16 protein-coding genes and 4 pseudogenes are annotated in these 25,044 nt (G+C 70.3%); 14 read left to right on the forward strand and 6 right to left on the reverse strand.

Annotated elements, in window-relative coordinates; translation table 11 throughout:
* The first annotated feature begins 69 nt into the window (after positions 1–69).
* From H9Y04_RS36675 to H9Y04_RS36700, 6 genes are all read left to right on the forward strand, one after another.
* A complete protein-coding gene (locus H9Y04_RS36675; RefSeq protein ID WP_187818517.1) occupies positions 70–300 on the forward strand; it encodes a hypothetical protein in 231 nt (76 codons plus the stop codon).
* Positions 301–512: 212 nt separating this feature from the next.
* Positions 513–1,469, forward strand: a complete 957-nt coding sequence (locus H9Y04_RS36680) for a DMT family transporter (RefSeq protein WP_187818518.1) — start codon at positions 513–515, stop codon at positions 1,467–1,469.
* Positions 1,470–1,479: 10 nt separating this feature from the next.
* Positions 1,480–1,839, forward strand: a complete 360-nt coding sequence (locus H9Y04_RS36685; RefSeq protein WP_187818519.1) for a VOC family protein — start codon at positions 1,480–1,482, stop codon at positions 1,837–1,839.
* A 54-nt stretch (positions 1,840–1,893) separates the two neighbouring features.
* Positions 1,894–2,793 carry a LysR family transcriptional regulator gene (locus H9Y04_RS36690; RefSeq protein ID WP_187818520.1) on the forward strand — a complete coding sequence of 300 codons (900 nt, stop codon included), beginning with the start codon at positions 1,894–1,896 and terminating at the stop codon, positions 2,791–2,793.
* A 320-nt stretch (positions 2,794–3,113) separates the two neighbouring features.
* Positions 3,114–3,671 carry a hypothetical protein gene (locus tag H9Y04_RS36695; RefSeq protein ID WP_187818521.1) on the forward strand — a complete coding sequence of 186 codons (558 nt, stop codon included), beginning with the start codon at positions 3,114–3,116 and terminating at the stop codon, positions 3,669–3,671.
* Between the two features lie 263 nt (positions 3,672–3,934).
* Positions 3,935–7,018 carry a lectin-like domain-containing protein gene (locus H9Y04_RS36700; RefSeq protein ID WP_187818522.1) on the forward strand — a complete coding sequence of 1,028 codons (3,084 nt, stop codon included), beginning with the start codon at positions 3,935–3,937 and terminating at the stop codon, positions 7,016–7,018.
* A gap of 163 nt (positions 7,019–7,181) precedes the next feature.
* Here the strand turns inward: H9Y04_RS36700 and pepN are convergent, their stop codons facing one another.
* From pepN to H9Y04_RS47115, 4 genes and pseudogenes are all read right to left on the reverse strand, one after another.
* On the reverse strand, positions 7,182–9,755 hold the full coding sequence (pepN, locus tag H9Y04_RS36705) for an aminopeptidase N (RefSeq protein ID WP_187818523.1): 2,574 nt from the start codon (positions 9,753–9,755) through the stop codon (positions 7,182–7,184).
* 143 nt (positions 9,756–9,898) lie between these two features.
* Positions 9,899–10,918, reverse strand: coding sequence for an aspartate-semialdehyde dehydrogenase (locus H9Y04_RS36710; RefSeq protein ID WP_187818524.1), 1,020 nt, complete (start codon positions 10,916–10,918; stop codon positions 9,899–9,901).
* A gap of 159 nt (positions 10,919–11,077) precedes the next feature.
* A pseudogene (locus H9Y04_RS36715) lies at positions 11,078–11,542 on the reverse strand (MFS transporter); the annotation flags it as partial.
* Positions 11,543–11,753: 211 nt separating this feature from the next.
* A complete protein-coding gene (locus tag H9Y04_RS47115) occupies positions 11,754–14,018 on the reverse strand; it encodes a TerD family protein (RefSeq protein WP_236071913.1) in 2,265 nt (754 codons plus the stop codon).
* 221 nt (positions 14,019–14,239) lie between these two features.
* Here H9Y04_RS47115 and H9Y04_RS36730 point away from each other — a divergent pair, with 221 nt between their 5' ends.
* Together H9Y04_RS36730 and H9Y04_RS36735 are read left to right on the forward strand one after the other, a co-directional pair.
* On the forward strand, positions 14,240–14,782 hold the full coding sequence (locus tag H9Y04_RS36730) for a sigma-70 family RNA polymerase sigma factor (protein ID WP_187818566.1): 543 nt from the start codon (positions 14,240–14,242) through the stop codon (positions 14,780–14,782).
* Between the two features lies 1 nt (position 14,783).
* Positions 14,784–15,629 carry a hypothetical protein gene (locus H9Y04_RS36735; RefSeq protein WP_187818527.1) on the forward strand — a complete coding sequence of 282 codons (846 nt, stop codon included), beginning with the start codon at positions 14,784–14,786 and terminating at the stop codon, positions 15,627–15,629.
* A gap of 69 nt (positions 15,630–15,698) precedes the next feature.
* Here the strand turns inward: H9Y04_RS36735 and H9Y04_RS36740 are convergent, their stop codons facing one another.
* Positions 15,699–19,016, reverse strand: a complete 3,318-nt coding sequence (locus H9Y04_RS36740; RefSeq protein ID WP_187818528.1) for a S8 family serine peptidase — start codon at positions 19,014–19,016, stop codon at positions 15,699–15,701.
* A gap of 542 nt (positions 19,017–19,558) precedes the next feature.
* Here H9Y04_RS36740 and H9Y04_RS47595 point away from each other — a divergent pair.
* The 5 genes and pseudogenes from H9Y04_RS47595 to H9Y04_RS36760 all read left to right on the forward strand — a co-directional run bounded on the left by H9Y04_RS47595 (position 19,559) and on the right by H9Y04_RS36760 (position 23,380).
* On the forward strand, positions 19,559–19,693 hold the full coding sequence (locus H9Y04_RS47595) for a hypothetical protein (protein WP_268980535.1): 135 nt from the start codon (positions 19,559–19,561) through the stop codon (positions 19,691–19,693).
* Positions 19,694–20,440 (forward strand): ABC transporter permease, encoded by a 747-nt coding sequence (locus H9Y04_RS36745; protein WP_236071930.1) that lies wholly within the window; start codon positions 19,694–19,696, stop codon positions 20,438–20,440.
* Positions 20,413–21,177, forward strand: coding sequence for an ABC transporter ATP-binding protein (locus H9Y04_RS36750; protein WP_187818567.1), 765 nt, complete (start codon positions 20,413–20,415; stop codon positions 21,175–21,177). The genes H9Y04_RS36745 and H9Y04_RS36750 overlap by 28 nt, the downstream gene beginning before the upstream one ends.
* Positions 21,178–21,234: 57 nt before the next feature.
* Positions 21,235–22,178: pseudogene (locus tag H9Y04_RS36755) on the forward strand (ABC transporter substrate-binding protein).
* Positions 22,179–22,180: 2 nt separating this feature from the next.
* A pseudogene (locus H9Y04_RS36760) lies at positions 22,181–23,380 on the forward strand (LLM class flavin-dependent oxidoreductase).
* Positions 23,381–23,528: 148 nt separating this feature from the next.
* On the opposite strand, the gene tnpA reads toward H9Y04_RS36760, so the two are convergent.
* Positions 23,529–23,924 (reverse strand): IS200/IS605 family transposase, encoded by a 396-nt coding sequence (gene tnpA, locus H9Y04_RS36765; RefSeq protein WP_268980537.1) that lies wholly within the window; start codon positions 23,922–23,924, stop codon positions 23,529–23,531.
* Between the two features lie 44 nt (positions 23,925–23,968).
* Between tnpA and H9Y04_RS36770 the strand changes: the two are divergent.
* Positions 23,969–24,987: pseudogene (locus H9Y04_RS36770) on the forward strand (RNA-guided endonuclease InsQ/TnpB family protein).
* Positions 24,988–25,044 lie beyond the last annotated feature (57 nt).

Consider the following 25,044-nt stretch of genomic DNA (forward strand, 5'->3'; position numbering starts at 1 on the left):
TGACCCTGGTGGGGGCAAGGTGGGCACCCCGGGCGCGCGCCGTCCGGAGGGGTTCGCTAGGTTGGCACCGTGGACAAGAAGAACGCCCTGCGCGCCGGCGCCGTAGCAGCCGGAACGACGCTGATGATGCTGCTGATGTCGTCCCCCGCGCTCGCGCTGACGCGCGACGACGGTGACGACCCGGGTACCGGCCTCTCCGTGGTGGAGACCCTCGGCCTGTTCGTCGTGGCCCCGGTGGTCCTCTTCCTGGTGATCGCCGGTCTGGTGATGGTGGGGGACAAGTCCCGCAAGCAGAGCTAGCTCCGCCTTCTGGTTTCTGAGCGCCCTCGGCCCCGCGTTGTGCGGGCCGGGGGCGCTTTCGCATGCCCGGGAGCGACCATGAGAATCGTTCAGTTCTCCTTAAAGGAACCGTCGATTCTTTTCGATGGACCTAAGCGCAAGCCGACTGCCACTGTGGATCCCGCAAGCACACGACAAGCGCCCCCACCAGGGCAGTTGGGCAAGGGATACCGATGGCAGTCCTCGACCGAGTACGTACCCACGAGGCGACCGCGACGCCGACCGAGCCGAAGGGGCGCGCGACCGGTACCGCGACGCTCGGGCTGCTGCTCGCGCTCGTCGCGACGGTCGTCTGGTCGGGCAGCTTCATCGGCGCCCGGGCCCTCGCCGACACGGTGCCGCCCATCCAGCACGCGTACTGGCGCTGGATCATCGCCCTGACCGCGGCCGCCCCCTTCGCGGCCCGGCACGCCTGGCGGGAGCGGCGCGTCATCCTGCGGCACTGGCGGTTCGTCGGCCTCGCCTCGCTGCTCGGCATCACCGTCTACAACACCCTCGTCTACCAGGCGGGCATCTCCACCTCGGCCGGCAACATGGGCATGATCATGGCCGCGTCGCCGGTCGTGATGACGGTCTACGAGAAGATGGGCGGCGCCCGGCTCGGGTTCCGGCGCGTGGCCGGGATGCTGATCGCCTGCGTCGGTGTCCTGCTCCTGGTCACCAAGGGCAGGCTCGCCCCGGACTTCGCCCCCGGTGACCTGTGGATGCTGGCCGCGGCCCTCAGCTTCGCCTCGTACAGCGCCATGCTCCGCCGCCGTCCCGCCGAACTGGGCGGTCTGGCCTTCCTGTTCACGAGCTTCGCGCTCGGCGCCGTCGTCCTGACGCCCGCCTTCGTCGCGAGCCTCGTGCTGCAGGGCGGCTTCACGCCGACCGTCGGCAGCGTCTCGCCGCTGCTCTACGCCGGGGTCTTCTCCTCGGCCGTCGCGTTCTTCACCTGGAACAAGGCGATCTCGCTGATCGGCGCGGGCCGCGCGGGCCTCGTCTACTACCTGCAGCCCGTCTTCGTCGCGATCCTCTCGTACGTGATCCTCGGCGAGCCGACCGGTCCGATGCAGATCCTGTGCATGGTCCTGATCCTCGGCGGAGTGATCCTCGGTTCGGTCGGCCAGGGTGCCACCGCCCGCAAGTAACGTGCCGGGCATGACGATTCGCCGGATCACTCCCGATGTCCGTACCCGAGACTCCGGCAAGAGCCGGGCGTTCTATGCGACGCTCGGCCTTGCCGAGGTCATGGACCTGGGCTGGGCCGTCATCATGGCCTCGCCGTCCAATCCCACCGCCCAGGTCGTCCTGATCACCGAGGACGCCTCGGCCCCGGTGGTCCCCGACATGAGCATCGAACTGCCCGACGGCGCGGCCGTCGACTCCGCGTACGAGTCGATGCGCGCGGCGGGCGCGGAGATCGTCCACCCGCTGCAGGACGAGCCGTGGGGCGTACGGCGGTTCTTCGTCCGCGACCCGGACGGCAAGGTCGTGAATGTCGTGACCCATCACAAGTGAGCCGGGGGAGCCCTGCCCCCACGCGCCAGGAGGGACCCGGATAAGTTGCGGGACATGACCGAGTGGGACATCAAGAAGCTGCAGATCCTGCGCACCCTCAGCGAGCGCGGCACCGTCACCGCGACCGCGGGGGCCCTTTTGATGACCCCCTCGGCCGTCTCGCAGCAGCTGGCCAATCTGGCCAAGCAGGTCGGTGTGCCGCTGCTCGAGGCGCAGGGCCGCCGGGTCCGCCTCACCGGCGCGGCCCATCTGGTGCTGCGGCACGCGGATGCCGTCTTCGCCCAACTGGAGTGCGCGGACGCCGAGTTGGCGGGCTATGTGCGCGGCGAGGCGGGCGAGGTGCGGATCGGCGCGTTCTCCACGGCCGTCCCCGCCCTCGTCGTACCGGCCGTACGGCAGCTGCGCGAGGAGGCGCCGGGTCTGGAGGTCCGGGTGCGGGAGGCGGAGGCGGCCGAGGCGTACGAGCTGCTCTCGGGCGGCGATGTCGACCTCGCCCTGTCCCTCGCCGCGCACGCGCCGACGGCGCGCGATCCGAAGTTCACCCGGGTCCCGCTGCTCGCCGACCCCCTCGATGTGGCGCTGCCCGAGGACCACCGGCTGGCGGGGCGCAGGAGCGTACGGCTCGCCGAGCTGTCGGGCGAGGCCTGGATCTTCGGCGGCAGCGGCCCCTGGTCGCAGATCACCACGGCCGCCTGCGAGGCGGCCGGCTTCGTTCCCGAGCAGGCGCACAGCGCGGCGGGCTGGACCGCGATCCTCGCCATGGTCTCGGCCGGCATGGGGGTCGCCCTGGTGCCGAGGATGGCCGCGTCCACGGCGGACGGCGTGGTGCGCGTGAGCATCGGCGGGGACCAGCCGCGCCGCCATGTGGTCGCCGCCGTGCGCAAGGGGGCGGAGTCCAGGCCCGCGCTGGCGCGGGTCATCGAGGCGCTCAAGGAGGCCGCGCACAGGGAGTGACGTACGGTCGTCACTCCCTGTCACCGTGGCGCGGGGCGGTCCGTGCCGGGCTCGTTCCGGTGTGGGCGGGTGCTCGGAGCGGCGACGGGGCCACTCAACTCGGCGCATTCCAGGGCCTGTTCCGTCGGTATTGGATCGCCTTGCGGTATACCGGTGGGCCTGCAGAGGTGCCCGTACACCCCAAGGGGTCCAAGGGGTGTTCCCGGGCGTGCCACCCGCTCAGGTCACACAGCGCGAAGCTCGGGTCACCGTGTGCAAACACTGATGCGTGGTCATGACGGCCACCCCGCCACGCTTCACAGCACACACAAGGAAACCTCATGCACGCACTTCTCAAGAAGGCCGCCGTAGCCCTTCCCGCCGCCGCCCTGATGGTGGCCCTCGCTCCGACGGCGGCCTCCGCCGAGGAGCCGCTCGGTGTCCGCTGCGCCGGTGGCAACGCCCAGATGAGCGCCAAGCCGGGTCTGACGATCGTCGGCTCCAAGCAGCAGACGTGGACCGGCGAGGGTGTCACGACCGGCTGCAAGAACGTCGGTTCCGGCAAGGCGGTCACCTCCGCCATCGTCTTCTTCGAGGGCAACGGCAAGGGTGCGTGTGTGCCCGAGTTCGGTATCCCCAACGCCGACCTGAACGGTCGCATCACGTGGAACGGCGGCGGCCCGGACGTCGAGAACAAGGTCAGCAACGTCTCCGGCACCTCCAAGCTGACCTGGACCGGCGCCAACTTCACCGGCGTGGTGACCGACGGCCCGTTCAAGGGCAAGAAGGTCAACGCCACGGCCAGCTGGGACTTCGACCTGATCGCCGCCGCCGGCGGCTGCTTCCTCGGTGGCTACACGAACGCCGTCGGTACCTGGGACTCCCTGAACATCGGCTGATCCCCGCACCGCGACGCGGAGGCCTGGCGCCGGTCCTCGACCGGGGCCAGGCCTCCGCGTTGTTCTCAACTCCCCTGAAGAATCCGAGCCGTTGGCGCGAGCAATCGCCAACGGCTTCAGTCTGTTGGCCCTTTGGGCGCGCGGGATCCGTCGGTGGGTGATCCGATGATCGCAAGCATGGCTACTTTGTGAAGTCATGAAACTACACACAGTGACAGTCCGGGCGCGGATCCAGTCCTGCCGCGCTCCGGGAGGAGAGCACCATGGCAGAGAACGAAGTCCGCCCGAGACGGCGGACCGGAAGGCTGCGACCCCCCTGGCGCGCCACCGCGCTCGGCGTCGCCGCCACCCTGAGCCTGGGCGGTCTGTCCGCCGCGGCCGTCCCGGCAGCGCACGCCGCCGCCGGCATCGCCCCCATCGCCATCGAGCCGTTCACCGGCCCCAGCCTCGACGAGACCAAGTGGTACGGCGGTCCGTACCTCAAGGGGGACCCGACCGGCTGGGCCTGTCTGACCGCGGCCCCGATGACTCCGGTCGACAAGGGCGACGGTGACGGCTCCGGTACGGCGGTCACCACCACCGACGCGCCGGTCGCGCCGCTGCGCGGCTGCCAGACCCACCCGGGTATGCCGGCCACGCCGGACAAGCCGGGCGAGGGCGCGCTGCGTCTGACGTCCAACAAGACGATGCAGAACGGCTACGTGATGACCCGCAACACCCTGGACTCCCGCAAGGGTCTGCGGTGGAGCATCGACTTCGCGATGTACAAGCCGGCCGGCCCCAGCGCCGCCGACGGCATCGCTCTGATGATCATGGATGGCAACAAGCCGCTCCCCGCGAAGGCGGGCAAGAACGGCGCGGGCCTCGGCTACTCGAAGCTCGCCGGTGGCTACCTCGGCATCGGCTTCGACGTCTACGGCAACTTCACCCGCAACTGGATGCCCGACTACCACACGGGCGGTCCCGCCGAGCGCAAGCCCAACTCCATCACCATCCGCGGCGCCGAGAAGGCCGCCGACGGCACGGCCCTGAACAACCCGTTCGTGGCCACGTACCAGTCGGGCCGCCGCTTCGCGGTCTCGGAGGCCGCCGACCGCCAGGCGGCCAAGCGCACCGCCATCGTGGAGCTGTCGCACGAGGGCGTGATGCGCGTCCTGATCAACTTCCACGACGGGACCCCGCTGCGCGAGGTCATCCCGCCGGTCGACCTGGACACCATCGAGGGTCAGCCGCCGGTGCCGGACAAGATCCGCATCGGCTTCTCGGCGTCCACCGGCAGCTCGACCCAGATCCACGAGCTGTGGAACGGCAAGGTCGAGACCCTGGACCCGAACCTGTTCACGAAGGTCGAGCCGGACGGCACCGTGAAGGCCGGCGAGCCGGCCAAGTTCACCGTGACGACCACCAACGACAAGCTGGCCGGTCCGACCACCGGACCGATCACGGCCACCCAGACCTTCCCCGCGGGCATCGTGCCCAAGACCGCTTCGGGCGACGGCTGGGACTGCAAGATCGCCGGCCAGACGGTCACCTGCACCCGCCCCGGCCCGGTGCTCAACCCCGGTCAGTCGGCCCCGCCGATCACCGTGACCACCGATGTCGCGCCGACCGTCAAGGGCCCGCAGCCGATCGTCTCGGACGCCACGACGCCGAACGACATGAACACCAAGCCGGACACCACCACGGTCGACGTGGTCCCGGTCAAGGGCCCGGACCTGACGGTCACCACCAAGCCGCGTGGCGAGGTGCAGGCCGGTGAGCCGGCCGAGTACCAGATCGACGTCACCAACAAGCCCGAGGCCGGGCCCACGCGTCCCACGGACACCATCGCCGTGGTCCGCAGCTTCCCCGAGGGCATCAAGCCGGTGTCCGCCGCGGGCGACGGCTGGGAGTGCACGGTCGAGGGCCAGGAGGTCAAGTGCACCCGGCCCGGCGACCAGCCGGTGCTCAAGCCGGGTGACTCGGCCCCGCCGATCATCGTGAAGACCGAGGTCGCGGACGACGCGAGCGGTGACCTGACGGGCACCACGGTCGTGGCGACGCCGGACCTGCCGAACCCGACCCCGGTCAAGGACACCACCACGGTCAAGCCGGCCGTCAAGGACCCGAACCTGACGGTGGTCACCAAGCCCGACGGCGATGTCGTCGCCGGCAAGCCCGCCAACTTCGTGATCGGTGTGGGCAACGCGCCCGACGCCGGACCGACGACGGGCCCGACCACGGTCGAGCGCGTCTTCCCCGACGGCATCAAGCCGGTCACGGCGGCGGGCGACGGCTGGACCTGCAAGATCGAGGGCCAGAAGGTCACCTGCGCCCACCCCGACACCCTGAAGCCGGGCGAGCAGTTCCCGCCGATCCACGTCGGTACCGAGGTCGACAAGGCCGCCAAGGGCGACCTGACCGGCACCACCGGTGCGACCACCCCCGGCGCCGAGCCCAAGCCCCCGGTCAAGGACACCATCACGGTCACGCCGGCCTCCACCAAGGAGCCCGACCTGTCCGTGGTCACCAAGCCCGAGGGCGAAGTGGTGGCGGGCAAGCCGGCCACGTTCCTGACGGATGTCAGCAACGCCGTGGACGCCGGTCCGACCCACGACACCGTCACCGTCACGGAGACGTTCCCCGAGGGTGTCATCCCGCGTTCCGCGGGCGGCCCCGGCTGGGAGTGCAAGATCGAGGGCCAGACCGTCACCTGCACCCGTCCGGGTACGGGCGAGGACGCCCTGCAGCCCGGCAAGCAGTACCCGACGATCAAGGTCACGACCGAGGTCGCGGACAACGCCGAGGGCACGAAGGAGGGCCAGACCGGCGTCGTCACCGAAGGTGACAAGACCACCGAGCCGGTCAAGCACACCTTCGAGATCACCCCGAACGACGGTGCGGGCGGTCCCGGTGTCCACTGCTACGGCGGCCTCGCGTCGCTCAGCCTCAAGCCGGGTCTGGCCATGGGCGACAAGCTCCAGGCCTTCACCGGCTCGGGCACCAGCTCGGGCTGCAAGTCCGTGGACTCGAAGCGGACCCCCTCCTACGTGGAGGTCCAGTTCGAGGGCTCCGGCAAGGGCTCGTGTCTGCCCTCGCTCGGCCTGCCGAACGCGGACATGACCGGCACCATGACCTGGATGATCAACGGCCGTACGGTCCAGAGCACGGTCATGGGTACCTCGAAGCTGACGCTCACGGGCGCCAACTTCGACGGTGTCGTCACCGCGGGCCAGTACAAGGGCCTCAAGGTGCACGCCACCGCGGACTGGGACGTCGCGTCCAACCTCGTGACGGCCGTCCCCGCCTGTTTCCTGGGCGGGTACACGGACGCCACGGGTACGTGGAACAGCGTGAGCGTCGGCTGACGCACCACGCCTGCTGCATCTTCCCGGGGGACAACCCCCGGACCCCCGGCCGGAAATGCCGGTTGGTCACGGTGTCCGTGGAGGACTCCGTGGGAGATACAGAGTGAACACCACACCGCCCGGGCCCTCTTGGAGGGTCCGGGCGGTGTGCTGTCCGTAAGGGCTAGGCGGCGGCCGCGTCCGCCGCCTGCGCCTTCAGCGCACGCTCCACACCCGCGCGCGACTCCGAGACGAGGCGGCCGAGCGCCGCGTTCGGCCCGGCCTCGGCGACCCAGGCGTCCGTCGCGTCCAGGGTGGCCTGCTCGACCTGGAGCGACGGGTAGAGACCAACCGCGATCTGCTGGGCCATCTCGTGCGAGCGGGAGTCCCACACGTCCTTGACCGCCGCGAAGAACTTCCCCGTGTACGGGGCGAGCAGCTCACGCTGGTCGGACTGCACGAAGCCCGCGATCACTGCTTCCTGCACGGCGTTGGGCAGCTTGTCGGACTCGACGACCGAGGCCCACGCCTCGGCCTTGGCCTCCGGCGTCGGACGCGAAGCCCGTGCGGTGGCGGCGTGCCGCTCACCGGCCGCGGTCTTGTCCCGCGCGTACTCGGCGGCGATCTCCGCCTCCTCGTACCGCCCGGTCGCCGTGAGGCGCTGGACGAACGCCCAGCGCAGCTCGGTGTCGACCGCGAGCCCCTCGATCGCCTCGGTGCCCTCCAACAGGCCCTTGAGCAGATCCAGTTGGTCCTCGGTGCGGGCCGTCGCCGCGAACGCCCGCGCCCACGCCAGCTGGTGGTCGCTGCCCGGCTCCGCGGACTTCAGGTGCGCCAGGGACGCCTCCGTCCAGCGGGCGAGCCCGGCCTCGCGGAAGTCCGGCGCCGCGTACAGGTCGAGCGCCAGCTTCACCTGCCGGTGCAGCGACTGCACCACACCGATGTCCGACTCCTTGCCGATGCCGGAGAGCACCAGCGACAGGTAGTCGCGCGTCGGCAGCTCGCCGTCGCGGGTCATGTCCCAGGCCGAGGCCCAGCACAGGGCGCGCGGCAGCGAGGCCTCGAAGTCGCCCAGGTGCTGGGTGACATGGCGCAGGGACTCGGGGTCGAGGCGGACCTTCGCGTACGAGAGGTCGTCGTCGTTGAGCAGGATCACCGACGGGCGGTGGCGCCCCACGAGCTCGGGCACCTCGGTGAGGTCGCCCTCCACGTCCAGCTCGATGCGGTCGGAGCGCACCAGCTTGCCGCTCGCGTCGTCGAGGTCGTACAGGCCGATGGCGATGCGGTGCGGCCGCAGCGTCGGCTCGCCCTTGGCGCCCTCGGGCAGCGCGGGGGCCTCCTGCCGTACGGAGAAGGCGGTGATGGAGCCGTTCGCGTCGGTCTCGACCTGCGGGCGCAGGATGTTGATGCCCGCGGTCTGCAGCCACGCCTTCGACCAGGCGCTCAGATCACGGCCGCTGGTCTCCTCCAGGGCGCCGAGCAGATCGCTGAGCCGGGTGTTCCCGAACGCGTGGCGCTTGAAGTACGCCTGCACGCCGGTGAAGAACTCGTCCATGCCGACGTACGCGACCAGCTGCTTGAGGACCGAGGCGCCCTTCGCGTACGTGATCCCGTCGAAGTTCACGAGCACGTCGTCGAGGTCGCGGATGTCCGCCATGATCGGGTGCGTGGACGGCAGCTGGTCCTGCCGGTACGCCCAGGTCTTCATCTGGTTGGCGAACGTGGTGAAGGAGTGCGGCCACTTGGAGTCCGGCGCGTAGGCCTGGCAGGCGACCTCGGCGAAGGTGGCGAACGACTCGTTCAGCCACAGGTCGTTCCACCACTCCATGGTCACGAGGTTGCCGAACCACATGTGCGCCAGCTCGTGCAGGATCGTCGCCGCCCGAGCCTCGTACGCGGCGTCGGTGACCTTCGAGCGGAACACGTACTGGTCGCGGAAGGTCACCGCGCCCGCGTTCTCCATCGCGCCCGCGTTGAACTCCGGCACGAAGAGCTGGTCGTACTTCTCGAAGGGGTACGCGTAGTCGAACTTCTCCTGGAACCAGTCGAAGCCCTGGCGGGTCACCTCGAAGATCGCGTCGGCGTCGAGGAACTCGGCGAGCGAAGGGCGGCAGTAGATGCCGAGCGGCACGCTCTGGCCGTCCTTCTCGTACGAGCTGTGCACCGAGTGGTACGGGCCGACGATGAGCGCCGTGATGTACGTGGAGATCCGCGGCGTCGGCGCGAACGTCCAGATGTCGTCCTTCGGCTCGGGCGTCGGCGAGTTGGAGATCACCGTCCAGCCGCTCGGCGCCTTCACCGTGAACTGGAAGGTGGCCTTGAGGTCAGGCTGCTCGAAGGACGCGAACACCCGGCGCGCGTCCGGCACCTCGAACTGCGTGTAGAGATACGCCTGGTCGTCGACCGGGTCGACGAACCGGTGCAGACCCTCACCGGAGTTGGTGTACGCGCAGTCGGCGACGACCTTGAGGACGTTCTCGCCCTGCTGCAGATGCTTCAGCGCGATCCGCGCGTCACGGAAGACGGCGGCCACGTCGAGGGACTTGCCGTTGAGCACCACTTCGTGGACGGCGTCGGCGACGAGGTCGATGAAGGACTCGGCGTTCTGCTCGGCGCACGCGAAACGCACCGTGGTCACCGAGGTGAACGTGCCGCCCTCCTGCGCCCCGGAGAGGTCGAGATCGATCTCGTACGAGTCAACGGTGAGCAGCTTCGCCCGCGCTTGGGCCTCTTCACGGGTCAGATTGGTGCCTGGCACGCGGTCATCTCCTAGGTATCCGACTTTTCGGCCATCTTTCCACGGCGGTACGGGCATGGGCATCGCGTTATCGCCGTACGCGAAAAGGGCGGTCACCGCAGTGGGTGACCGCCCTTTTCGGCAGGCTGTTTTCCGGTTGTGTCCTACTTGGCGCCGAGCTCCTCGGCGACCAGCTCCGCGATCTGCACGGCGTTGAGGGCGGCGCCCTTGCGGAGGTTGTCACCGGAGACGAACAGCGAGAGGCCGTTCTCGACGGTCTCGTCGCCGCGGATACGGCCCACGTACGAGACGTCCCGGCCCGCGGCCTGCAGCGGCGTGGGGATCTCGGAGAGCTCGACGCCGGGGGCGGAGGAGAGGATCTCGGTGGCGCGCTCCGGGGAGATCGGGCGCTGGAAGCGGGCGTTCAGCTGGAGCGAGTGGCCGGAGAAGACCGGGACGCGCACGCAGGTGCCGGAGACCTTGAGCCCGGGGATCTCGAGGATCTTGCGGGACTCGTTGCGGAGCTTCTGCTCCTCGTCCGTCTCGTTCAGACCGTCGTCGACGATGTTGCCGGCGAGCGGAAGCACGTTGAAGGCGATGGGGCGCTTGTAGACCTGCGGCTCGGGGAAGTCCACGGCGGAGCCGTCGTGGGTGAGCTGGTCCGCCTCGGCGACGATCTTCTGCACCTGGCCGTGCAGCTCGGCGACGCCGGCGAGACCGGAGCCGGAGACGGCCTGGTAGGTCGTGGCGATCAGGGCGGTCAGGCCCGCCTCGTCGTGCAGCGCCTTCAGGACCGGCATCGCGGCCATCGTCGTGCAGTTCGGGTTGGCGATGATGCCCTTGGGGCGGTCGGCGACCGCGTGCGGGTTGACCTCCGAGACCACCAGGGGCACCTCGGGGTCCTTGCGCCAGGCGCTGGAGTTGTCGATCACGACGGCGCCCTGCGAGGCGACCTTCTCGGCGAGGGCCTTGGAGGTGGCGCCGCCGGCGGAGAAGAGCACGATGTCCAGGCCGGAGTAGTCGGCCGTGGCGGCGTCCTCGATCGTGATGCCGTCGAGGGTCTTGCCGGCGCTGCGGGCGGAGGCGAACAGACGCAGCTCGTCCACCGGGAACTTGCGTTCCGTGAGGATCCTGCGCATGACTGTGCCGACCTGACCGGTGGCTCCGACGATTCCGACCCTCACGGTGACTCCTTCTGCTGTGGCGCTCTGGCTCCGTGCGCCTGCCCTGGGGACGGTCCCATCATGCGGTGACGTGGGGCACTCGTGTCCAATCGTTTGCCCAGGAAGCGAGACGGCGGCGCTTCCCGGGCGGTTCCCGCAGGGCCTCCCAAGCGGGTGGGCTCAGCTCCGCTCGTACTGCGCCTGGACCAGCTCCCTGGCCTCCTCGCGCGTGGCCACCGAGGGCGGCGAGCCTTCGAGGGGCTTGCCCGCCGACTCCTTGAGTGTGGCCACGGCGATGATCCCGACCACGGCGAAGGCCATCACGTAGTACGCGGGCATCAGATCGTTCCCGGTCGCGCCGACCAGCGCCTCCACGGCCAGCGGCGCTGTGCCGCCGAACAGGGACACCGAGACGTTGAACGCGATCGCCAGCGCGCCGTACCGCAGCGCGGTGGGGAACAGCGCGGGCAGCACCGAGGACATCGTGGCGAGCAGGCACAGGAGCGGCAGGCCGAGCAGCAGCAGGCCCACGAAGACCCAGATCCAGTGGCCGGTGCCGATGAGCAGGAAGGCCGGCACCGGCAGGACGAGGAAGCCCACCGACCCCGCGAGCAGGAGCGGCTTGCGGCCCACGGTGTCGGAGAGCGGCAGGAAGGGGTGGCTGGTGGCGGTGGTCTGTTCGTCGGCTTCGGGGGCAGGGGCCGGGGGAGCGGACATGGAGGAATCTCCGGCGGTAAAGATCACATGCGTACCTGCCCAGGCTGAGGCATACCAAAGGCCGGTCGCTCCCCGTGAAAGGCCCTGACCGCCGGGACGTATGTCCTCGATCGTCAGGGCCTTTGGTCCGTCGGCCCGCTCAGCGCTCCAGCGTCCACTTGCTCGCGATCCGCACCTGCAGGAAGCCCGGACCCACCCGGAACTTCCCCGGGCCCACCGTCAGCCGCTGCACCGGCTCGAAGTTCGCGTCCAGGCCCCAGACCGCGCCGATCGCGCCGCTGCCGTCCGAGAAGAAGACCAGGTCCGTCTCCGGGCCTGAGTAGTGCACCAGTGTGTAGCCGCGTCCGCTGATCTTCTGGTCGAAGGACTCGGCGGACTGCGCGGCGGCCGGGGTCAGCTTCCAGGCCGTCCCGGCCGGTGCCCGCACGCTGATCAGGCATTCGCCGGACTGCACCCAGACCGGCCCGCTCACGGGCCGGCGCCCGCTGCCGGACTGGGCGACGATCGCGGTGCGCCCGCCGAGCTGGACGGTGTTCACGGTCAGTGAGTCCTCGTCCCTCGAGGTGCGTTCGAGCGTCAGCATCATGGGTCCGCCCGTGTGCCTGAAGACCGCCCGGCCCGCGCCCTCGACCGGGCCCTGCAGCGGCGGCGCCTGCTCCAACGGCATCGGGCGCAGGCTCCAGTCGGCCGCGCCCTTGATCCGTATCCGCTGCTCGGTCTGCCCCTCGCGGAACGCGACGAGCCGCCCGCTCTCGCCGTCCTGGGAGCTCTCGATGTACGGCTCGGCCTCGTCGTACTCGTCGAGGAGTTCGGTCCGGTAGCCCCAGCTGTCCTCGGACACGATGGTGTAGTCGAGCAGGCACGGGCGGCCCGGAGTCGGGTTGACCAGTGTCACGGTCTGCTCGCCGCGCCCCTCGTACATGCCGGTCCGCTGCGCGACGACCGGGTCGGGCACGGGCACCGGGCGGGCCCGCAGCGACCAGGCGCCGTCCGCCTCGATGAGCAGGATCAGTGGGCCCTCGGTGAGCGGGAAGGTCTGCTCCAGGCGACCGACCTCGTACATGAGCATGTCGCGCTTGTCCTCGTGCACGGTCCCGGCCGGCGAGGTGTAGATCGACATGGAGCCGCCGTCGTCGTCCCCATCCTCGTCACCGGCGAAGCTCACGTCGAGGTCCGCGAGCTTTCCGCGGTACGTGAGGACCTCGGGGCCGCGGCCCTGCAGCCCGCTGCCGAGCTCTCGGGCCGCCGACAGCGGACGTATCTGCACGGTCCAGTCGTTGTCGGCGTCCACACGCAGGCGCAGCGGGCGGTCGCCCTTGTGCTGGACGGCCGCGCTGCCGCGCAGGTCCTCCAGTGTGGTGTTGAACAGCAGGTCGTCGTCCTTGTTGCGCTTGTTGAGCGTGTAGACGCAGGTGTAGCCCTCGCCCTGATGCCACAGCTCGACGAGGACCGGCCCCGCGGGCAGCCCGTCCACGGAGACGACGCCCTGCCCGCGGCCGCGCTGGACGTGCACGGGGAACTCGGGGCCGAAGGAGACTGGGCGCGCGTCCTGGGGGGCGGCCGTTTGCGGGACTTGGGGGCGGGCGTCCTGGGGAGCGGCGGTCTGCGGGTGGGGCTGGTGGGGCTGGTGCGGCTGCGGGTAGCCGGTGGACGGCTGCGGCTGCGGTTGTACGTACGCGGGGGATGGCTGCTGCCCGTACGCGGGGGATGGCTGCGGCTGTGCGTACGGGGGAGCGGGCTGCGGCTGGGAGTGGGGTTGGGCGTACTGGGGCTGAGGGTGGGGCTGGGCGTACTGGGGCTGGGGGTGGGGCTGGGCGTACTGGGGCTGGGGCTGGGCGCCGTGGGGTGCGGTCGAGGGGGTCTGCTGCGGGGCCGCTCCCTCCACCATGATCCCGAAGTCCGTGGCCAGGCCCGCGAGTCCCGTGGCCCAGCCCTGCCCGACGGCGCGGAACTTCCACACCCCGTCGCGCCGGTAGAACTCCCCGAGCACGAAGGCCGTTTCGTCCGCCGCGTCCACCACCGGGTAGTGCGCGACGGGCATGTTCGACGCGGCGCTCACGGCCTGGACGTAGAGCCCGGGGACCGCGCCGAAGGTGCCGCCGTCGCAGGAGGCCGCGACGACCACGCGCTGGACGGCGGGTTCGATCCGCGCGAGATCGAGTTCGAGCCACTGGGCGAGCTGGCCGCCGCCCTCGGTCGCCCCCAGATGACGCACGGCGCCGGAGGGATGCTGAGGCTGGTTGTAGAAGACGAGGTCCGCGTCGCCGCGCACCTTGCCGGCCGCGTCGAGCAGCAGGGCGGAGGCGTCCACCGCGGGCGAACCGGCCTGGGCGAGACGGCTCACGGCCACCCGCAGCACCTCGGTGGGCACCGGCACATTGGCGCCCTTGATCATGTGCGTCATGTGTTCATGGTTGCAGTTGAACTCTCTTGAGTCGACGAGTAGTTCGATATTTGCGTTCGTGAGGACAAGGGAGGACATTCCCGGGCGGCCGCTCCCGCGATCACGGTCGACCGGCGCGGGTGCCCCTTGGCCGGTACGCCAAACTTTCCGCGCGGGGGCGAACGTTTCGCGCCGCTGCTGCGTCGTAGGAGCAGCACGGGGTGAGGAAGGGGTGGGTCTTGCTGCGCAGAGGGACGCTTCGGCGCGGGCAGGGAGCGGGTCCGCAGGGGGCACAGGATCCGCGGGACCCCCTGGACCCGGCTCAGGTGAGCCGGGTCCGGGCGGTTCTCGCGCTCGGTGGCGTGCCCGCCTCCGAACTGCCGGACGGGGTACAGCAGGTGCGCCTCAAGCTGCTCGAACGGGCCGCCGACGGACGGGAGGCGCCCCGCGATGTATCCGCGTGGGCGGCCGTCGTCGCCTCCAACTGGGCGATGGACTACCACCGCGGCCGGCGCCGCCAGGAGCGCCTGGGGGAGCGGCTCGCCTCGCTGCGCGAGGAGAGCCATGCCGTGGAGGAGAGCAAGGTGCTCTCGATGGCGGTCGCGAAGGGTCTGGACGAACTGACCGACACCCAGCGGCAGGTGGTCGTGCTGCGGTTCTACGCGGACCTGTCCGTGCGCGGCATCGCGGAACGGCTCGGCGTCCCCGAGGGCACGGTCAAGAGCAGGCTGCACGGTGCGGTGCGGGCCCTGCGGGCTCGGCTGCACGAGGGCGAGGTGGTGTGACGTGGCCGGCAACTCCGGAGAGGAACTCTTCGAGGCCGATGCGTACGAGCCGGACGACGCGCTGATGGCGGCGATCCTCGGTGAGCATCTGCCCGAGGGGACCGGCCGGGACGCGGAGTACCAGGCTGCGGTCGCGGACCTCGGCCAACTGCGGCTCGCACTACGGGACTTGGGGGATGAGCTGGCGGCCGAGCCCGCCGCCGAGCCGGAGGCCGCGCCACCGCCCGTGATCAGGGCGAAGCCCGTACGGGTGCGGACGCGCCGACTGTTCGCCGTGTCGGTACGGGTGGCCGTGGCGGCGTGTGCGCTCGCGCTGTTCGGGGGGCTGTTCTGGCTGGGGGCGAACAACGGGATCGGCGGGGGTGCGGACTCCGGCGCGGCGAAGGGAGCGGACTTCGATGCGCCCAGCGGTGCCGACGACAGCGACGACAAGGGAGGCGCTGCGGAGTCCCAGTCCCGGGCGCCCGACTCCGAATCGGAGGCCGCTCAGGGCGAGAAGGCGGTCGGCCGGGCCCAGCAGATCGCGTGCGCCAAGGTCCTTGTGGAGGGTGAGGCCACGAAGGTGGTCGTGCGCAGGGACGGGGCGGTGGACGTCACCGTCGAGGTCGACCGTTGGTACCGGCCTGAGCGGTCCGTGGCGGAGCATCCGACGACCACCGTCAGGTTGCCGGCGCGTGTCGCGTCCGGGATCGAGGTCGGTGAGTTGGTGCTGATCACCGTACCGATCCACGTCGAGGACGCGTACGACGCGGAGCAGGGGTGGGGCGTGGGGGACGTACGGCCCGAGCTCCTCGCCGCGCTCCCGGATGCGCGGGAGCTCGACTGTCCGAAGCCGTTGACGGGGTGAGCTGACATGAGGGCGGGCGTCCGGTGAACCGGACGCCCGCCCCTTGTGCTGTCGATCAGGATTCAGCCGTTACGGGATGACCTTCTCGATGCGCACGGAGCCCGAACCGGCCGCCGTGCCCTTGTCGTTGAGGAGGCGGACCTCGCCGAAGAACTGGCGGCCCTCGGGGGCCGCGCCGGCGACGACGACCTCCGCGGAGACCGCGGCCGACGCGCCCTGCGGCAGGTCGATGGCCTTCGAGCCGTCGACCTTCAGCTCGCCGAGGGCCGGCGCGAAGTACAGGTCGAGGTAGTCGTAGGCCGTCGTGCCGGCCGGGACGGCATAGCCGTCCACCACCGCGACGTACTCACCGGCGGCGGGCTTGGCGATCGAGACCGCCTCCTCCGAGTCGCCGTCCGCGGCCGAACCGACCAGCGTGCGCACGCCGTCGACCACGCGGAACACGCTGAGGTCCAGGTCGGCACCCTTGTCGGCGGTGTTGCCGATCTTCACGTCGAGCCGCTCGGTGCCGGCCGGAACCGTCACCGCGTACTCCTGCGACGCGTGGTGCGCGATCGTCGGACGCTCCTGCTTCGACGAACCGAGCGAACCGCCCGCCAGCTTGCCGCCGGTGATCGGACCGAACTCGTTGGTCACGTTCCAGTTCACCGCGGCCGGCGTGCCGACCTTCGCCTCGGCGACCGTCTGGACCGCCGGGTCGAAGGTGACGCCGAGCGCGGTCGCCGACAGCTCGTACGGGTTGTCGAGCAGCGGCGACGTACGGCGGGACTCGACCTCGATCTCCCAGACACCCGGCTGCGGGTTCGCGTACGAACGCAGGTCGGGGCGGCAGGTGTTGGCCGGGTTGTTGTAGTTCGGGTAGCAGTTCGGGGTGCCGGTCGGGTCGACCGGGACGCCGTACGGGTGGATCGCGATGAAGCGGGTCTGGCTGCCCGCCTTCAGACCGCCGAGGGCGACCTCGAAGGTCTTCGCGCCCGCGGGCACCGTCACGAAGTACGACTTGTGGCTGTTGCGCTGCACCGAGCCCGAGGCCTTGAAGGCGTACGAGGGCTTGGCGAGCTGCGCGGAGGCCACGACGGTCGTCATGATCTGCTTGTCGACGCCCTCGGTGCGCTCGTCGTCGAGCTCCAGGATCGCGCTGTGGATCCCGGCGGAGCCCGGCTTCGCCTGGACCTTGACGGTCACCGGCTGGTTCAGCGGCAGCGAGATCTCGTCGTCGCCGAGGACGCGGAAGGTGCCGTCGTTGTTCTCGAAGTCCAGCTCGTGGCGGACGGGACGCGAAGAGCCCGACGTACGGGTGATCTTGACGTCGTACGTCTTGCGCTCGCCGACCTTCAGGCCGCCCTCACGGTCGTAGAGACCGGTGCCGAAGCCGGGCGTGGCCAGGAACTCCTCGATCGCGGTGTCGACCGGCGCGGAGACCGTGTAGGCGTGCGCGGTCGCGCCGTCCTCGATCAGCTCCCAGGCGTCCTCGATGTCGATGAGGCCCGCGCCCTCTTCGTGCGCCTTGACGCCCGAGATGTGGTTGGCGGTCGAGGTGAGCGCCGTGCGCAGGGTGAGCGGCGAGAGCTCGATCTTCCGCTGCTTCGCGGCCGAGATGAGCAGCGCCGAGGCGCCCGCGGCCTGCGGGGAGGCCATCGAGGTGCCCTGCAGCATCGAGTAGCCGGCCGGCAGCGTGTAGCCGGCCTCCGCGACCGGGCTGCCGGGCAGCCAGGTCTGCGTGGTGTTGATCGCCGCACCCGGGGCGGACAGGGTCGGCGTGAAGCCGCCGTCCTCACGCGGACCGCGCGAGGAGAACGGCATCATCGCGTACCGCTTCTCCACGGCCGAGCCGTAGTTGGCGGCCCAGGTCTCCTTGGAGATGGTCGCGCCGACCGAGATCACCTTGTCGGCCAGCGAGGGGTCGCCGATGGTGTTGGTGCCCGGGCCGCTGTTGCCGGCCGAGATCACCAGCTGGACGCCGTAGGTGTCGATGAGGCGCGTGTAGAGCTGGGCGCGCGCGTTGTTGCCGTCGTTCAGCGGCGGCAGACCGCCGATCGACATGTTCACGATGTCCACGCCGCGCTTGGTGACGAGGTCGATCATGCCCTCGGTGAGCGCGACGTTGGTGCAGCCGCCGCCCCACGAACAGGCCCGGGACGAGACCAGCTTGGCGCCCGGCGCCGCACCGTTCATCCTGCCGCCGAACAGCGAGTTGGCGGCCGTGATGCCGGCGACGTGGGTGCCGTGCTCGGACTCGATGATGCCGATGTTGACGTAGTCGGACTTGGCGCCGGCCGCGTTGTAGACGACGTCCTTGCGGATCTCGACCACGAACGGGACGCGCTCGACGACCTCGGTCGCCGGGTTGTCCGTACCGAAGTAGCCGACCTGGAAGCCGTCCTTGTACGGCTTCATGGCTTCGTCGTTCGTGAAGTTCTTGTCGTCGTTCAGGTCCAGGCGGACCGTGCCGGCGGCCGCGTCGTACAGCAGGCCCCACACGTCGGTGGTGTCGCCGTCGCGGTTCAGGTCGCCGTTGGCGTCGCCGCCGGTGGAGGCGGCCTCGCGGAAGTACTGGACCTGGTAGCTGCCCGCGGGCGCGGTCCAGGTCTTGCCGTCGAAGGTGAACGTGGGCCCGGTCACCGGGGCGACCGCGTTCATCCGCCGCCAGGTGGCGTCGCCGTCGATGACCGGGTCGGTCGCAGTGACCCAGTCGACGATCTTGCGCTCACCGGTGGTGGTCTTCTGCAGCGCCGGGTGGCCGAGGTCGACACCCGAGTCGAGGATGCCGATGGTCACCCCGCGGCCGTCGGCCTTCGGGTTGTCCTGCACGAAGTCCACCGCGCCCGTCTCGAAGGACGGGTTGTACGGGTTCTTCGCGGGCGTCTTCTTGCCGGGGGCCGGGTAGCTGCCGGCCGCCGAACCCTGCGCGGTCGCTGCACCCTTGGCGCGGTCACCGGCCGGCGTCGGGTCGTCGAGCTCGATCTCCTGGAGCAGATCGATGCCCTTGACCGAGGAGAGCGCGGTGGCCTCCAAGATGGCGGCCTCGGCGCTCTTGGTGGGAACGGTGGCACGGACATAGCCGAGCTTGTCGTTCCGCTGGCCGACGATGCCGCCCTCGACCTCGTCGAAGGCCTTCGCGGCCTGCTCCGTCGCGCCTTGCGTGGTGGCCACCATGACGGTGACCGTCTTCTCGCCCTCGGCCTGGGCCTCGGCGAGCAGCTTGGCGTCGTCGGAGCCGAGCTTCTCGGCCGCGGACTTCGCGGGAGCTGGGTCACCGCCGGGCTCGGCTGAGAAGGCGGGAAGGGGCCCTGCGGCGCCGAGCGCCGCAACAAGCCCTGCCGCCACGGCTATTCGAGCCGCGCGTCTGGCACCCGGTCGGGGTGCGCGCGGGGATTCGAGCGTCATCTGCGTCCCTGTGTGAAAGACGGGCAGGAAAAGGAAAGTCGATCCGAAATCCGGTCCGCAATCCGGTACCGAATGACCGCTCAGCATTACGTATGGGACGGCTGTTTGAGGAGGGCCGCCCGTGGCGGGTAGGGGTCATGGCGTACTTCCGCCATACGCCAGCGGGGGCGAAGCGGGCGATAAAGGGAGCGAACGGCCGGCCTCGGCGTACGGATGTCCGCGGAGCGAGACGCCGATTGACCGCAGAAGGATCAACTCGCTACGTTCGGCGACATGTTGCGTTCAGTCCTGCTCACCACGCGCGGTCACATCGACCTGCTGCGGGTGGTCTCCGCCGCGTGTCGTCGCGGCCGCTGAACCCTCTTCCGGGCCTTTCCCGCTGAGCCGAGAGCTCTATTGAGCCACGGCGTTCTTTCCGTACCCGTATTCCACGCCCGCTGATTTCGGCGCCCCGCTTTGGTGCGCCGTCACGGGGCGTGATTTCTGTCCTCGTACGCCGTCGCGCAGGCCCCATGCCGGGGTCCCGTACGCCTGGAGTCCTCATGACCATCAGCCATGCCCCGCCCCAACCCGGCACACCCGAAATATCCCTGGAAAAGGGACCGGTGATCTCTGCCGGGCCCGAACTGGAAGCCCTCGCCTCCACCCGGACCCACCGCACCCGCATCCCCCGCTGACTGCGCCGCACCACGGGCCCCCTGCTGCTCCTTGCCGTATGGCAACTCCTCAGCGCCACCGGCACCTTGCCCCCGGAGATCCTCGCCTCACCCGGCACCATCGCCGGCGTCGCCCGCGATCTGCTCGCCGACGGCTCGCTCACCGGGGCCATGGGCGTCTCCGTGCAACGCGTCGCGGTGGGGCTGCTGTTCGGCGCGGTCATCGGCATCACGCTCGCCCTGCTCTCCGGTCTCTTCCGGATCGGCGAGGACCTCGTGGACGCCGGGATGCAGATGCTGCGGACGGTGCCCTTCGTCGGCCTGATCCCGCTGTTCATCATCTGGTTCGGGATCGGCGAGGCGCCGAAGATCGCCATCATCACGCTCGGTGTGGTCTTCCCGCTCTATCTCAACGCGTACGCGGGGATCCGCGGCGTCGACTCCCAGCTGATCGAGGCCGGGCAGTCGCTTGGCCTGTCCCGCCGGGGCCTCGTGCGCCATGTCGTCCTGCCGGGCGCCCTGCCCGGCGCGCTCACCGGCCTGCGGTACTCGCTCGGCGTCGCCTGGCTGGCCCTGGTCTTCGCCGAACAGGTCAACGCCGACGCGGGGATCGGCTTCCTGATGATGCAGGCCCGCGACTTCCTGCGCACCGACGTCATCGTGGTCTGCCTGGTCGTCTACGCCTTCCTCGGCCTGCTCGCCGATCTCGCCGTCCGACTCCTCGAAAGGCTGCTCCTGCACTGGCGACCGACCTTCACCGGCCAGTGACCGCACCTGTGGACGACAGGCCCGCCGCCGTACGCGTCCAGGGGCTCACCCGCTCCTTCGACGGGCGACGGGTCATCGACGATTTCGAACTCACCGTCAGACCGGGGGAGTTCGTCGCCCTGCTCGGCCGCAGCGGCTGCGGCAAGTCCGCCCTCCTGAAGATCCTCGCGGGCCTCGACCGCGAGATCGAGGGCACGGTGCTCGTGCCGCGCCGCAAGGCCACCGCTTTCCAGGCGCCGCGTCTGATGCCCTGGAAGAAGGTCTGGCGCAACGTCCTGCTCGGGCTCCCCGGACGCCCCGAACGCGAGGTCGCCGAGCAGGTCCTCGCGGAGGTCGGCCTGGAGAACCGGGCCGACGCCTGGCCCAAGACGCTCTCCGGCGGCGAGGCCCAACGCGCATCGCTCGCCCGCGCGCTGGTCCGCGAACCCGATCTGCTGCTGCTCGCCGAACCCTTCGGCGCCCTCGACGCGCTCACCCGGCTCAAGGCACAGCGCCTGGTCGGCGAGGTCTGGCAGCGGCGCGGCTGCGCGGTGCTCCTGGTCACCCATGACGTCGAGGAGGCGGTGCCGCTCGCGGACCGGGTCCTGGTGATGGAGGGCGGGGTGATCGCCCACGAGGTGCAGGTGGGTCTCGACCGGCCGCGCGGCCTCGCCGACCCGGAGTTCGCGGCGCTGCGGACCGAGCTCCTCGACCTGCTCGGGGTGGAGACCCCCACCGCCACCGGGCGCGCCGCCTGATCCCCTGCACCGGCCGCCTGATCCCCGTAACTCTTCCACTGGACAAGGAACTTGACCATGCGCATACGCCGCACCCTCCCCGCCTTGCTGCTCCCGCTCGCTCTCCTCGCGGCCGCGACTGCCTGCGGTGGCTCACCGTCCGCCAACACGCTCGGGGGCGGCGACACCGATGGGAAGGGGTCCCTCACCCTCAACGTCGGTGACCAGAAGGGCGGTTCGGAAGCCGTCCTGCGAGCCGCCGGAGAACTGGACGATCTCGACTACCGCATCAAGTGGTCCACGTTCACCTCGGGACCGCCCCTGCTCGAAGCGGTCAACGCCCAAGCCGTCGACATCGGCGCGGTCGGCAACACACCGCCGGTCTTCGCGGCCGGCGCAGGGTCGAAGATCACCGTGGTGGCCGCCACGCACGGCAGCGCGGCCGGCGAGGTGATCCTGGTGCCGAACGGCTCGCCGCTCAAGAGCGTCGAGCAGCTCAAGGGCAAGTCCGTGGCCGTGGCGCAGGGCAGTTCGGCGCACTTCCAGCTGGTCGCCGCCCTGGAGAAGGCGGGCCTGACCCTGAAGGACACCAAGCCCAGCTATCTGCAGCCGGCCGACGCCCTTGCCGCGTCGTGAACGGGCTCGGCTTCCAGGTTGCGGCCCCCTCGGCGCTCGCGGACAAGAAGAAGTCCGCCGCGATCAAGGACTATCTGGAGCGGCTACGGCGCGCCCAGGAGTGGGTGTACGACCACCCCGAGGAGTGGGCGAAGGTCTGGGCGAAGGACACCGGACTGCCCTACGAGGCCGCGCTCGCGGCGGTGAAGCGCTCCAACGGCACACGGGTCCCGGTCGCCGTCGACCAGGCGGCCGTCGACTCCGAGCAGCGCATCGCCGACACCTTCACCGAACTGAAGCTGATCCCGCGCAAGGTGACCTTCGCCGACTTCGTCGACCCGCGCTTCAACGGCGACCTGCCGCCCTCCACCACCCCCGCCCGCACCTACCCGTCCTCGGAGAAGTGACCATGACCGTTCATCTGCACTGGTTCCTGCCGACCGGCGGCGACGGCCGCACCCTCGTGGACCGCCACGCCTACACCGACGGCGGCATCAAGCGCGAACGCATCACCCCCGTCAGCGGGGTGCGGGCGCCCGACATCGAGTACCTCGCCCAAATCGCCAAGGCCGCCGAGCAGTTGGGCTTCGAGACGGTGCTCACCCCGACCGGCACCTGGTGCGAGGACGCCTGGCTGACCACGGTCGCGCTCGCCCAGCACACCGAACGCCTGAAGTTCCTGGTGGCGTTCCGGCCCGGGGTGATCTCACCCGTGCTCGCCGCATAGATGGCGGCCACGTACCAGCGCATCACGCGCGGCCGGCTGCTGCTCAACGTGGTCACCGGCGGCGACTCCACGGAGCAGCGCCGCTTCGGCGACCATCTGGACCACGACCGGCGCTATGCCCGTACGGATGAATTCCTCTCCGTCGTACGGGGAGCATGGCGCGGCACCCCGTACGACTTCGCGGGGGAGCACTACCGCGTGGACGGCGGCCTGACCGCGCTGCCGCCCGATCCGCTGCCGCAGATCTTCTTCGGCGGGTCGTCGGCGGCGGCGGGGCCGGTCGCGGCGCGGCACTCCGATGTGTATCTGACCTGGGGAGAGCCGCCCGCGCAGGTCAAGGAGAAGATCGACTGGATCCGGGGGCTCGCCGAGGCCGAGGGGCGGACGGTCCGCTTCGGCATTCGGCTGCACTCGATCTCGCGGGACTCGTCCGCGGAGGCCTGGTCGGTGGCGAACCGCTTGCTCGGCGACCTGGACGCGGAGACGATCGCCGCGGCCCAACTGGCGCTCGGACGCAGCGAGTCGGTGGGCCAGCAGCGGATGCTGGCGCTGCACGGCGGCAGCCGGGACAAGCTGGAGATCGCGCCGAACCTGTGGGCCGGAGTGGGGCTCGTGCGCGGAGGTGCGGGGACCGCGCTCGTGGGTTCGCACCGCGAGGTCGCGGACCGGATCGAGGAGTATCACGCGCTGGGCGGCGAGCACTTCGTGCTCTCCGGGTATCCGCATCTGGAGGAGGCGTACTGGTTCGGCGAGGGCGTGATCCCGGAGCTGGTCGCGCGGGGCCTGACCGGTGCCGTCCCGCCGGTGGGCCGCCCGCTCACGAACGGCCGCCCGGCCTCGGCGCCGGGCGGGGCGCCGCTGGTGGTGGCCGGCGGGAGGTGAGCGGGTGCGGGTGGACGCGGGCGTCGCGCGTCCGGCTGAGCGCGGTTCAGCATGATCCAGCGCGGAACCCCGGGCGTTCACGCCCGGGAGGAAGCGCTTCTTGACGCTGCTCCGACCCGCGCCGGCGCACGGGTCTGCACTATCGACCTCAGCCGGGACGTTTCTGGTTCTCGATGTACTCCTTGATGACCGCGAGCGGGGCGCCGCCGCACGAGGCGGCGAAGTAGGACGGCGTCCGGAAGTGTTCCCCCCACAGGTACTTGCGGATGTGGCCGGGGAACTCCTGCCGCAGGCGCCGGGCGGCGACTCCCTTGAGGGAGCCGACCAGCCGGGAGATGGCGGCCTTGGGCGGGTGGTGCGCGAGCGGGTGGACGTGATCGCGTTCGCCGTTGGACTCCCGCAGCTCCGCGCCGAAGTCGGTGCACGCGTCGCGCATGACCTCTTCACAGCGCCGAAGGCTGTGAGAACAGGACTCGCCCGGATGTATCTCGAACACCTGATGGGAGCTGGTGTTCTGTCGGTCCGTGGATCGGGTGCTCGACAGGGATCTGTTCCCCGGACGGTCATGGGCCCGATGGCGTCGCGGTCATGAAGCTGGTGGTGCGCGTCAAGCTGCTGCCGACGCCCGTGCAGGCGGCGGTACTTGAGGCGACCCTGCGCGTGGTCAATGACGCCGCGAACTGGGTGTCACGGGTGGCGTTCGCGCACGGTGTGCCGCGTGAGTACGAGCTGCGCAAACACGCCTACGCCGGACTCAAGGCCCGTGGGTTGGGAGCGGAGGCCGCGCAGCCGTATGACGACCGGTGTTTGAGCTGGCAGTACGAGCAGCGGACCGTGTCCATCTGGGCCGTGGACGGCCGGGTCAGGAACGTCTCGTTCGTGTGCTCCCCGGACGCGCTCAGAATGCTCCAGCGGCATCGGTAGGGCGAATCCGACCTGATCGAGCGCGACGGCGCGTTCTACCTCGTCGCCACGTGCGAGGTGCCCGAGGCCGAGCAGTACGAGCCGGACGGCTTCACCGGTGTGGACCTCGGTATCGAGAACATCGCCACCGCCTCCACCGGCTACCTCGCGGCCGGGCGGGGGCTCAACCGGTACCGCAAGCGACAGCTCGCCCTGCGGGCCAAGCTCCAGAAGAAGCGCACCAAGAGCGCCAAGCGGCGGCTCAAGGCCCGTGCCCGCATAGAGGCGCGGCACGTCGCCAACTTGAACCACATCATCGCCAAGACGATCGTGACCGAGGCTGAACGAACCGGGCGCGGCCTGTCCCTCGAAGAACTCAAGGGCATCCGCACCCGGGTACGGCTCCGCAAGCCCCAACGGGTCGCACTCCACTCCTGGGCGTTCGCCCAGCTCGGAGACTTCATCGTCTACAAGGCCAAGCGGGCCGGTGTGCCCCTGGTCTTCGTCGATCCCGCGTACACCTCGCAGACGTGCGCCGAGTGCGGCCACGTCGACAAGCGCAACCGTGTCGACCAGGGGCTATTCATCTGCCGGGGTGCGGGGTCGTTGCCCACGCCGACCGGAATGCTTCCCACAACATCGCCACCCGTGGCGAGAGCGTGTGGAATGCGGGGCGTGAGTCACGCGTCCCTGCCACCCCATAGGGGTGTCTGGACGGAGGAGTCCACCCCGGCAGCCAGCCGGGCACTACCTCCAAGCCC

Source organism: Streptomyces polyasparticus (assembly GCF_014493765.1).
Lineage (GTDB): Bacteria > Actinomycetota > Actinomycetes > Streptomycetales > Streptomycetaceae > Streptomyces > Streptomyces polyasparticus.